9 protein-coding genes are annotated in these 11,776 nt (G+C 62.1%); 8 read left to right on the plus strand and 1 reads right to left on the minus strand.

Going from position 1 to position 11,776, the window contains the following annotated elements:
- The first annotated feature begins 566 nt into the window (after positions 1–566).
- From HMPREF1219_RS03020 to HMPREF1219_RS03030, 3 genes are read left to right on the plus strand one after another with little or no spacing between them, the layout of a single operon-like run.
- A complete protein-coding gene (locus tag HMPREF1219_RS03020) occupies positions 567–1,541 on the plus strand; it encodes a COX15/CtaA family protein (protein ID WP_016457545.1) in 975 nt (324 codons plus the stop codon).
- Positions 1,542–1,566: 25 nt separating this feature from the next.
- Positions 1,567–2,535 (plus strand): quinone oxidoreductase family protein, encoded by a 969-nt coding sequence (locus HMPREF1219_RS03025; RefSeq protein ID WP_016457546.1) that lies wholly within the window; start codon positions 1,567–1,569, stop codon positions 2,533–2,535.
- Entirely contained in the window at positions 2,536–3,171 is a 636-nt protein-coding gene (locus tag HMPREF1219_RS03030; RefSeq protein ID WP_016457547.1) for a sugar O-acetyltransferase, read from the plus strand. It begins immediately after the preceding gene.
- 249 nt (positions 3,172–3,420) lie between these two features.
- Here HMPREF1219_RS03030 and HMPREF1219_RS03035 read toward each other — a convergent pair whose 3' ends face one another.
- Positions 3,421–4,341: a heme o synthase gene (locus HMPREF1219_RS03035; protein WP_040426819.1), complete on the minus strand. Its 921-nt coding sequence runs from the start codon at positions 4,339–4,341 to the stop codon at positions 3,421–3,423.
- 476 nt (positions 4,342–4,817) lie between these two features.
- Here HMPREF1219_RS03035 and tkt point away from each other — a divergent pair, with 476 nt between their 5' ends.
- The 5 genes from tkt to pgl all read left to right on the plus strand — a co-directional run bounded on the left by tkt (position 4,818) and on the right by pgl (position 11,717).
- Complete coding sequence (gene tkt / locus HMPREF1219_RS03040; protein WP_016457549.1) at positions 4,818–6,935, plus strand: transketolase; 2,118 nt, start codon at positions 4,818–4,820, stop codon at positions 6,933–6,935.
- Positions 6,936–8,018, plus strand: a complete 1,083-nt coding sequence (tal, locus tag HMPREF1219_RS03045; RefSeq protein ID WP_016457550.1) for a transaldolase — start codon at positions 6,936–6,938, stop codon at positions 8,016–8,018.
- Between the two features lie 405 nt (positions 8,019–8,423).
- A complete protein-coding gene (gene zwf, locus HMPREF1219_RS03050; RefSeq protein ID WP_156823237.1) occupies positions 8,424–9,932 on the plus strand; it encodes a glucose-6-phosphate dehydrogenase in 1,509 nt (502 codons plus the stop codon).
- Between the two features lie 51 nt (positions 9,933–9,983).
- On the plus strand, positions 9,984–10,961 hold the full coding sequence (locus HMPREF1219_RS03055) for a glucose-6-phosphate dehydrogenase assembly protein OpcA (protein WP_016457552.1): 978 nt from the start codon (positions 9,984–9,986) through the stop codon (positions 10,959–10,961).
- A 21-nt stretch (positions 10,962–10,982) separates the two neighbouring features.
- Positions 10,983–11,717: a 6-phosphogluconolactonase gene (gene pgl / locus HMPREF1219_RS03060; protein WP_016457553.1), complete on the plus strand. Its 735-nt coding sequence runs from the start codon at positions 10,983–10,985 to the stop codon at positions 11,715–11,717.
- Positions 11,718–11,776 lie beyond the last annotated feature (59 nt).

An 11,776-nucleotide genomic window follows, 5' to 3' on the forward strand; every position in this document is an offset into this window, starting at 1 on the left:
AACCCTGTCCGGGGCCGGCACCAAACCAGTCCGGCTCCGGTGCATACCCATCCGGTATGACGGCTACACCTGGTGACCGTTATGTCGCCGATCACCAAACGGCTTCGGGGGACCTTAGACCCTCATCCGCTGTAGCCGGGCCAGCCACGTCTTTTTGAGCCCCTACAGCAGATAGAACCAACTGCCCGGTTCTGGAAACCCCGCAGAAGCTTACCCTCCGGATACTCTCACTGTCCTGTTTGCTAGAGTCGTGCCAGGGCACAACGCCTGTCACAGGCTCACAGACGAGCCAGGATCGCCCAGCTTATCCGCAATGGCGACGACCCCACGGCCTGGATTTCCGGCACCCCCAGCCAGTTTTCAGGGCCTCGGCGCCCGTTTTCCCCTGGGTTCGCTAACCCCACCCGTCCAATCATTCTTACGATGGATACATTCCCCGCCTGCTTCGCAGCACACAAGACGGGGAGCACGCCATCATGACCTTTACTTTTGCCCACCTTGCGGTTTTTTCAGACTCGCCCCGACCGGTTTCACATTTAATTCACAGTCCGACTAAAGTTTAGGCCATGTCTATAGCAAGTACCATCGACCGCGAAGCCACAGAGCGGTCTGTGCGAAATCAGCGGAACGCGGCCTTTGGCGTTTTAGCTGGGCAAAGTCTTATTACTCTGACTGGTGCTATCGTTCGCGTTACCGGCTCAGGCCTAGGCTGTGATACGTGGCCGAACTGCCACCCCGGATCTCTTATCCCCGTTCGTGGGGCGGCCCCGTGGATTCAGCAGCTCATCGAATTTGGCAACCGAACCCTCACAGGCGTTCTCGTCGCTCTTACGATCTGGCTTCTCATCGCGGTGTACCGTGGCGGTCGCCGGCAATACATCAAAAACCTCGCGTGGGTACAGCTTGTCGGCGTCATCGTCCAGGCGGTCATCGGTGGTATTAGCGTCCACGCTGACCTGCGGTGGTACGCAGTGGCGCTACACTTCCTCCCCTCCGTGCTCCTCGTTTTCTTCGCTGCCATCACGTGCGTGCGCATCATGGAGCCTGACGACGGTGAATACAAGCCCGTCTACCCCAAGGTAATCCGGCAGCTCGCGCTGGGCGTATCTGTCGCACTTGCGCTCGTGCTCAGCACCGGAACCATGGTAACCGGTGCAGGTCCCCACGCCGGCGATGCTAACGACGGCATGAAAGGCCGCCTCGAAGTGGACATCGAGTGGATGAGCCACATTCACGCCGGCACCATGTACCTCTTCCTCGGGCTGACCATCGGTTTGCTGGCCGCAATCTTCGCCTCCCAGACCGCCTCCAAGGTAGCTCGTTCGTGGGCGATCGCCCTTGTCTGCGTCATCGTTACCCAGGCGTTTGTGGGTATCCTCCAAGTCAACCTTGGCGTACCCCGGTGGACCGTCCCCATCCACGTTTTCTTAAGCTCCGTTGTCACCGCGGTGACCGGCTTCGTGTACGCACACGGGATCACCAGGGTCCCCAGCGACCAGGCCGTTGAGACAAAGAACACGGCAGCGGCGCTCACGCTTTAACAAAAGGCACAGTACCGTTATAGGTATGCGCGCAATCCTTATAGATCACACTGGTGGCCCCGAGGTACTCACTCCGGCGGAGGTCCCCATCCCCCAGCCCACCGACGACCAGGTACTGGTCAAGGTCGATGTGGCTGGGATTAACTTTATTGACACCTACTACCGCTCCGGCATCTACCACACGGCACTGCCGTTCATTCCTGGCCAGGAGGGCACCGGCAAGGTTGTCACGGACCCGCGCGGTGAGATTGCGGAGGGAACCGTTGTCGCCTGGTTCACCGCACCTGGGTCCTACGCCGAGTACGTGTGTGTGCCACGCAACAGGATCGTCGCAGTGCCGGACACCATCCCCGCACCCGTTGCTGCCTCCATGCTCCTGCAGGGCGTGACGGCTCACTACCTCACCGACGGCGTCTACCACCTCGATGAGAACTCCTCGTGCCTCATTACAGCCGGCGCCGGCGGTGTCGGCTTGCTGGCCACCCAGTTCGCGGTGAGCGTTGGGGCCACTGTGTACTCGGTGGTCTCCTCGGACGAGAAGGAGGCGCTGGCCCGCGAGGCCGGTGCCACGGAAGTCTTCCGGTACAGTGACCAACTTGCGGAGAAGGTACGCAGGTTTAACGGCGGGCGGGGTGTGGATGTTGTGTACGACGGCGTGGGCAAAGATACCTTCCACGAATCCCTCGAGGTGGTCCGTCCGCGTGGCACCGTCGCGCTGTTTGGTGCCGCCTCCGGCCCCGTAGACCCGATCGCTCCGCAGATCCTCAACACCCACGGCTCCATTTTCTTAACCCGTCCCTCGATCAGCGCCTACGTGGCTACCGACGACGAGTTCGCCATGCGTTGCCAGGCGGCGACAAAGGCCGTGGCCGCCGGTACACTCCACATCCGAGTCGGCGGCGAGTACCCGCTCGAGCACGCCGAACAGGCGCACCGCGATCTGCAGAGCAGGAAGACCACGGGTTCCATCGTGCTGCGGGTAGAGGACAACTAGATGTTTGATCACGGTATGGACCGGTTGCGCTCAGGGACGTGGCACATCCCCTCATCGGCGGAAATCTTCGCCCGTCGGGAGATCTCAACGCGCCACCTCAAGCGGTTAAACGAACTTGCTAACACCGACCAGGAGGCGGCCCGCACGGAGCTCGCCGCCCTCCTGGCACCCGATTCGGCTATTCCCGGCGTGTTTGCGCCCATCTACGTTGACTACGGGGTGAACATCCGCTTTGGCGAGGGCTGTTTTGTCAACTTCAACTGCGTGTTCCTCGACACCGCCGAAATCACCATCGGGCGCGGCACGTTGTTCGGGCCGGCCTGTCAGATCATCACGGTGGAGCACCCCGTCAATGACGTGGTCATGAGACGCAAGGAGTGGGAGCGGGCGCGCCCCATCACCATCGGTGATGACTGTTGGTTCGGTGCCGGCGCCATGGTCATGCCGGGTGTCACGGTGGGTGACCGGTGCGTCATCGCCGCAGGTAGCGTGGTAACCCGCGATGTGCCCTCTGATAGCCTTGTTGTCGGTACACCGGGTGTGGTGAAGAGAAAGCTCAACCAGGGTGGGGACCACCTGGAGCGAGAGGATCTCACCGACCCGGAGGAACGGGCGAGCGTCGACAAGCAAGATTAGGGTGGGCCTGCGGGCGATACCCGGCCAGAAAACAGTGCGGGGAAGAAACCCACGGACTCTCCCCCTCGTGTCCTGCGCTACCTTGCGGGCCGAGAGCTGCCCTCACTCAACTAGAAAGGGACGTGCGACCACGTCGCACGTGCTAGGTGGGATCGCGTGCCCAAGCAACACAAGCCACGCGGGGAAGCGTAACGAAGTCGCACATGACACACGTCCGCGCGACGAGGCCGAGCATGGCGAACCTGAGGGTTAAAACATCTCCATGAGGCTGGGCAGGAACACCGCGTCGAGGGCAAGGCCGATGAACACGACCGAAAGGTACACGTTAGCCAGCAGGAAGAGCTGGAACGGGTGGACCGTGTGGCCCGCGCGCACCCGAGAGTGCAGCTGCCAGGCCCGGAAGATAAACGCCGCGCCACCAAGAACTGCGGCGGCGAGGTACAACACACCGGCAGCCGGGGTAAGCAGGAGTGTGGTGATGACCGTGGCGACGGTGTAAATGAGAATCGCCCTGGTCACCGCCTGTGGCTTTGCCACCACGGGAAGCATCGGCACACCGGCGGCCTTGTAGTCCTCCTTGTACTTCATGGCCAGTGCCCACGTGTGCGGCGGCGTCCAGAAGAAAATAACCATGAACAAGACAACGGCCTGCCACCAGTTCGCCGGACCAGCCGTGTTATCGATGATGACGGCCCAGCCCACCATGACGGGCATACAGCCGGCGGCGCCGCCCCACACAACGTTTTGGGAACTGCGCCGCTTCAGCCACTTGGTGTAAATCCCGATGTACCAGGCAATAGTGATAAGGATGAAAATCGCTGCTGTAAGCGAGTGCGCCAAGAACCACAGGATCGCGCAGGAACCAATGGCCAGGCACACGGCGAAGATGAGGGCCTGTCGTTTGCCCACGGAATGCTTGGGAAGCGGGCGCCCCTCGGTGCGGCGCATCTTCTGGTCGATATCGTAATCGGCGACCATGTTGAGCGTGTTGGCTGCACCGGCACCCATCCAACCACCGATGAGGGTGAGGATGATGAGGCCGAGGTGGACGGTCCCACGGTCGGCCTGGAGCATGGCGGGGATCGCGGCAATGAGCAAGAGCTCAATAACCCTGGGTTTAGTTAAGGCTATATAGGCCTTGACTGTCTCCACGAACGTCTCTCCCTCCAACCAGTGTCGTTTGGTTCCCGTTAATACTATCGTTTGATTGGACGTAAATCGCAATTACACGTAAGGAAGTTTACCCCCGAGTTCTCAATCCGACTACGCTCGACACACCTAACCCACCACCCACGTGGCGACGTGTGCGCGGAACCCGGCACCACTTCTTTCCGAGTTCCGCCATCCGTATAAAGCCCTCCGTCAGAGCATGTACAAAGTTACACCCATGCATTTCTACTACATCCCATCAGGTCGGCTTACAGTGGCGAGCAATGCTTGCCAGCCAATCAATGTCATCACGTTATTACCTATGAACTGGCGCGTCAGCTCACCCTGGCGTTAACGGTTTGCTGGGTGTGGGGGTGCAGGCGACGCCGGGGCTCACAAGGTGAAATGAAACCTTTGGCAATAGCGCCCCTAATGGTCACATTTTCCGGCTAAGCTTGGTGAGGAAACTATTCATACTGACAGGAATTGAGGAACACGTGACCGAACACCAGCTGTCACCCGAGCTGCAGGCAAAGACTGTACGCAACTACCCCTCTGATTGGACTGACCTGGACACCCAAGCCGTCGACACGGCCAGGGTCCTGGCAGCCGACGCAGTGCAAAACTGCGGTTCTGGTCACCCCGGCACCGCCATGAGCCTCGCACCCCTGGCGTACACCTTGTACCAGCGGGCAATGGTGCTGGATCCCGCCGACGATCAGTGGCTGGGGCGCGACCGCTTCGTACTGTCGTGTGGCCACTCCTCCCTCACCCAGTACATCCAGCTCTACTTCGCTGGCTACGGGCTGGAGATGGACGACCTCAAGGCACTGCGCACGTGGGGCGCCAAGACCCCGGGCCACCCCGAGTACCGCCACACCAAGGGTGTTGAAATCACCACCGGCCCGCTCGGCCAGGGCCTCGCCTCCGCAGTCGGCATGGCCATGGCGGCCCGCCGCGAGCGCGGCCTCTTCGATCCGGAGGCCCCCGCCGGCGAATCCCCGTTCGACCACTACATTTACGTCATCTCCTCCGATGGTGACATGCAGGAGGGTGTGACGGGCGAGGCCTGCTCCATCGCGGGCACCCAAAAGCTGGGTAACCTCATCGTTTTCTGGGATGACAACAACATCTCCATTGAGGACAACACCCAGATCGCTTTCACCGAAGATGTCGTCGCACGCTACAAGGCGTACGGCTGGCAGACCCTGGAGGTGGAGTCCGGCGAGGACATCGCCGCCATTGAGAAGGCCATCGAAGAAGCCAAGGCGGACACCACCCGCCCGTCCTTCATCCGCGTGAAGACAGTCATCGGCTACCCCTCCCCCGGCAAGATGAACACCGGCGGAATCCACGGCGCTGCCCTCGGCGACGACGAGGTCGCAGCCACTAAGAAGGTGCTCGGCTTCGATCCCGAGCAGAAGTTCTTCATCGCCGACGATGTCATCGCCCACACCCGCAAGGTAGGCGAGCGTGGCAAGAAAGCACACGACGAGTGGAACAAGAAGTTTGACAAATGGGCCGCCGACAACCCCGAGCGCAAGGCGTTGCTCGACCGCATCACCCACCGCGAATTCCCCGAGGGCTGGGACGAAGGCCTTCCCACCTGGGACGCTGACCCCAAGGGCGTGGCAACCCGCAAGGCCTCCCACAAGGTGCTCCAGGCACTGGGAGAGGCCCTCCCCGAGCTGTGGGGCGGCTCCGCCGACCTCGCCGGCTCCAACAACACCACCATCGATGCCGATGATTCGTTCGGCCCCGAGGAAATCTCCACCGACACATGGACCGCACAGCCTTTCGGCCGCAACCTCCACTTCGGTATCCGCGAGCACGCCATGGGCTCCATCCTCAACGGCATCTCGCTGCACGGACCCACCCGCCCCTACGGTGGCACGTTCCTCATCTTCTCCGATTACATGCGCCCGGCCGTGCGCCTGGCCGCCCTCATGGACACCGACGCTTTCTACGTGTGGACGCACGATTCCATCGGCCTCGGCGAGGACGGTCCCACCCACCAGCCCATCGAGCAGCTCGCATCGCTGCGCGCCATCCCGGACATGTCCATGCTCCGCCCGGCTGATGCCAACGAGACTGCCGCCGCCTGGCGTGCGGCCCTGCTCTACCGCGAAGGCCCCAAGGGCATCGCGCTGACCCGCCAGAACGTGCCGGTTTTGGAAGGCACCAAGGAGAAGGCAAAGGACGGCGTGGTCAAGGGCGCCTACGTTCTCGTGGAAGGCTCTAAGGAAACCCCGGATGTCATCCTCATGGGCACCGGCTCTGAGGTGCAGCTCGCCGTCGAGGCGGCGGGGCGCCTCGAAGAGGAAGGCATTGCCGCTCGCGTGGTGAGCGTCCCCTGCCTCGATTGGTTCGAAGAGCAGGATGCAAGCTACATCGAGGAGGTCTTGCCCTCCGCGGTCAAGGCACGTGTCTCCGTCGAGGCAGGCATCGCCCAGCCGTGGTATCGCTGGCTCGGCACGTACGGCCGCCCGGTCTCCATCGAGCACTTCGGTGCCTCCGCCCCGTACCAGAAGCTGTATCAGGAGTTCGGCGTCACCGCCGATGCCGTGTTCGAAGCCGCCAAGGAATCCCTCACTGCTGTAAAGGAAGATGCATAAATGAACGCAATTGATGATCTGAAGAAGGTCGGCACCTCCACGTGGTTGGACGATCTCTCCCGCGATCGCCTGACCTCCGGCAACCTGAAGGAGCTCCTGAGCTCCAAGTCCATCGTCGGTGTCACCACCAACCCGTCCATCTTTGCCGCTGCCATGGGCAAGGGCACCGCGTACGACGAGCAGATCGGCGAGCTCAAGCAGTCCGGCTCCTCTGTCGATGAAGGCGTGTACACCATGGCCATCAAGGACGTCCAGGATGCCTGCGACCTGTTCGCCGAAATCTACAAGGAGTCCGATGGCAAGGACGGTCGCGTCTCCATCGAGGTTGATCCCCGGATCTCTGCCGACCGGGATGCAACGCTGACGCAGGCGAAGAACCTGTGGGAGCGCGTGAACCGCCCCAACGTGATGATCAAGATCCCCGCCACCCAGGGATCCATGCCGGCGATTTCCGATGCCCTCGCCGAGGGCATCTCCGTCAACGTCACGCTCATTTTCTCCGTCCCCGTGTACCGCAGCGTGGTGGCGGCCTACATCGACGGCATCAAGCGCGCGGCGGAAAACGGCCACGATGTGTCCAAGATTCACTCGGTGGCAAGCTTCTTCGTGTCCCGCGTGGATACCGAAGTGGATAAGCGTCTCGACGCGATTGGCACCCCGGAAGCACTCGCGCTCAAGGGCAAGGCCGGCATCGCCAACGCGCACCGCGCCTACGCTGCCTTTGAGGATCTGTTCGAGGACGCTGATCTGCCGGAGGGCGCGCACGTTCAGCGCCCGCTGTGGGCCTCCACGGGCGTGAAGAACCCCGATTACCCGCAGGACATGTACGTTACCGAGCTGGCAGGACCCGACACCGTCAACACGATGCCGGAGAAGACGATCGACGCCGCCATCGAGGGTAACGGTATCCACGGTGACACACTCACGGGCAAGGGCGACGAGGCCGAGGAGCTGTTCCAAAAGCTCAGCACCCTGGGCATCGACTTCGACGATGTGTTCCAGGTCCTCGAGCGCGAGGGCGTGGAGAAGTTCGTGCAGGCCTGGGAAGAGCTGCTCGATTCTATGAAGGGCAAGCTCGCTTAAGCTCGCACACTCCCCTAATTCATTGCTGAAATTCGACCCTGCCCCGTGCGGGGTCGTTTTTCAATGAACTATTCCGGAGCGTGAGTCGGTTGCGCCACCGCGTCCGACTGTCTCTGCGCTGGCGCTCGTGGGGTAACACAGGAAAGGTGCGGTTCATGCGGGTGGTGGCGTCGTTTTGCCCTATGATGTTCTAGTACAGCAAGACTCAGTCAGGCCGGACGAGCAACACTTGGCAGCGGATTCCATGCCGAATGTTCAGCTCTTTGTGGCCTGTGCCCGCGAGCAGCCTCGCGGTACAGGGGTTCGCCGGAGAGCCCGGCTCCTGCCTTGCAGAAAATTTAATGCAGTTATATTTATTGACGTTCATTCGTGGCTGATTGAGAGGTAGCTCAAGTGGTAGATGAGATGTGGGAAAATCCGCTGCGAAGGGAGCAGGATTCGCGCCTGCCGCGGATCGCGGGCCCGTGTGGCATCGTTATTTTCGGCGTCACCGGCGATTTGGCGCGCAAGAAGCTGCTGCCAGCGGTTTATGACCTCGCCAACCGTGGACTCCTGCCCGCAGGTTTCCAGCTCGTCGGCTTTGGTCGCCGCGATTGGGACCGCGACGAGTTCGCCAGCTATGTTCGCTCCGCTGTGGAGGCAGGGGCCCGCACCGAGATCCGGGAGAACGTGTGGGAGCGCCTGACGGAGGGGATGACCTTTGTCAAGGGCAACCTCAACTCGGACGAGGATTTCGATAGCCTCGCCTCCACCCTGGATAGCCTGCGCACCGCCCATGGGAACTGGGCATTCTACCTCTCCGTCCCGCCGAGCTTCTTCGACGACGTCTGCTACCAGCTGGACCGCTCGGGGCTCGCGAAGCCGGAGAACCCGCACTCGTGGCGCCGCGTCATCATCGAGAAGCCGTTCGGCCATGATCTCGCCTCCGCCCGCAAGCTCAACCAGACGGTGAACTCCGTGTTCCCGGAGTCGTCCGTCTACCGCATCGATCACTACCTGGGCAAGGAAACGGTACAGAACATCGTCGCCCTGCGTTTCGCGGGTGTCATGTTCGAACCGCTGTGGAACGCCAACTACGTCGATCATGTCCAGATCACCATGGCGGAGGATATCGGTCTCGGCGGTCGCGCCGGCTACTACGACGGTATCGGTGCCGCCCGCGACGTGATCCAAAACCACCTTCTCCAGCTCATGGCCCTGGTGGCGATGGAGGAGCCCACCGCTTTTAGCCCAGCGGCCCTCCAAGCGGAGAAGATCAAAGTGCTCAGCGCAACCTCCCCCGTCTACCCGCTGAGCGCCACCACGGCCCGTGGGCAGTACACCGCCGGCTGGCAGGGTTCCGAGAAGGTCGTCGGCCTGCGCGAGGAGGAGGGCTTTGACCCGGATTCCCGCACTGAGACATTTGCCGCCTGCACACTCGCCATCCATTCCCGCCGCTGGGACGGTGTCCCGTTCTTCGTGCGCACCGGCAAGCGGCTGGGTAGGCGCGTGACGGAGATAGCCGTGGTGTTTAAGAAGGCCGCACACATGCCGTTTGAGGATGATGACGCGCTCACCTCCAACGCCGTGGTGATGCGCATCCAGCCTAACGAGGGTGTCACTATGCGCTTTGGCTCCAAGGTGCCCGGCCAGATCATGGAGGTAAGGGACGTGAACATGAACTTCTCCTACTCCGAATCGTTCACCGAGGAATCCCCCGAGGCCTACGAGCGCCTCATCCTCGACGTGCTCCTCAACGAGTCGAGCCTGTTCCCCACCAACGAGGAGGTTGAGCTCTCGTGGAAGATCCTCGACCCGATCATCGAGCACTGGGCCAAGCACGGCACCCCGGAGGACTACCCAGCGGGTACGTGGGGCCCACCGTCCGCTGATCGAATGATGAGTCGAACCGGCCGTGCGTGGAGGCTTCCGTAATGTCCCGCACAAAGCACACAACCGCAGGCACACCACGAGGAAGGAACTAGCATGCACCAGTTGCGCAACACGTCCACTAAGGAGATCGCCTCCAAGCTGGAGCAGATTGAGACCTCCGGCATGCAGCCACGCACCAACCATGTTCTCACGCTCATCGTGGTTATTAACGGCAAGACGAATAAGGACCGGTTGTTCCACACGATCTCGTCCTCGTCCAAAGAGCACCCGTCGCGCGTGCTCGTGCTCGAGCCACTGGCCGAGGAGCACAGCCTCGGCTTCCACGCCTCGTCCGTCATCGATGCCGAGCTCCACGTGGGTGGTGATGCCGGCGCCTCGGAGATCATCTGGATGCAGCTGCGTGGCGAGGTGACTGAGCACCTCGATAGCGTGGTCACTCCCCTGCTTTTGCCCGATACCCCCATCGTGGTGTGGTGGCCCGCCTCCGCACCTGTCAATCCGTCGCACGATCCGTTGGGAAAGCTGGCCATGCGCCGCATCACCGACTCATTCTTTGATCCCGCCGAGGATGCCATCTACCGGCGCCGCTCGAACTACACGCCGGGCGACTCGGATCTCTGCTGGTCCCGGCTCACCCCGTGGCGTGGCATCCTCGCCTCGGCCCTGGATCAGCCTCCGTTCGAACCGGTGCGCAGCGCGAAGGTGTTTGGGCTCGCGGTGAGCCCGACCGTCGATCTTGCTGCTGGTTGGCTTGCCGACGTCCTCGGGGTTCCGGTGTACCGTGAGGTGCGGGGCACCGCGGATCGCCCTGTCGATCACAACGGCAACCCTGCCACCCCGGTCGCGGAAGTCATCCTGGAAAGGGACACCGGCAGCGTCCGCCTCGTTGTCGCCGACTCGGAGACGATTGAGCTCACCATCGGCGATGGCCCGGCGACGAAGATCGCCCAGGGTCGCAGGCCCGACGTGGACTGCCTTTCTGAGGAAATGCGTCACCTCGTCCCCGATCAGGCCTACGCGGGCGCCCTCGACGGGTTGTCCAAGGTCACCTACCTCGAAGCAGATCAGTAACACAGTCAAAGGAGCCACCCCATGTCTTTTTCCCACACCGATCTTCCCACCCTCCGCGATATGTGTGAGCGCGCCGCGCAGGACGTGGTGACCACTCTCGCCGCCAAGCAAGCTTCCGGTGGAGAGGCCCACCTTGTGCTCACAGGTGGGACGGCCGGGATAGAGACGTGCCGCCAGCTCCTCGCCCTACATCAGGCCGCGGAGCAACAGCGGGAAAGCTTCCCCATTGACGCTATCAACTGGGAAACCACCCATGTCTACTTCGGCGATGAGCGCAACGTGCCGGTAGCTGACCCCGAATCCAACGAGGGCCAGGCCCGTGAGGCGCTCCTCAACCACGTGCCGATCCCGGAGTCCAACATTCACTCCTTCGGGCTCGACGGCACCGAGGACTCGGCCTACCTTACGAACAAGGCCACCGAGTACGAGGCGCTCCTTCCGGAGCGTTTCGACGTGCACCTGTTCGGCGTGGGGCCCGACGGCCACGTCAACTCCTTGTTCCCCAGCCACGCGGCTCTCGTCGAAGAGGACTGGCTCGTCACTTTTGTCACCGATTCCCCTAAACCCCCGGCGCAGCGGCTTACGCTGACGTTCCCCGCGGTTGCGCGCGCTGACAAAGCAATCCTGCTCATCAGCGGAAAGGCCAAGGCAGCTGCCTTCGCGGCAGTTGACGCTGGCAAACCAGCCACCGAGTGCCCCGCAGCAGAGGTCACCCGCCGCACGAATGCGACGGTCTTCACCTCGGAGCTTGGGTAGCTGCCTTATCTCCGATGCAGGTGCGTGGTAGACGGGTACAGCGGTTTTCGCTGTAGCCA

Source organism: Corynebacterium pyruviciproducens ATCC BAA-1742 (genome assembly GCF_000411375.1).
Classification (GTDB): domain Bacteria; phylum Actinomycetota; class Actinomycetes; order Mycobacteriales; family Mycobacteriaceae; genus Corynebacterium; species Corynebacterium pyruviciproducens.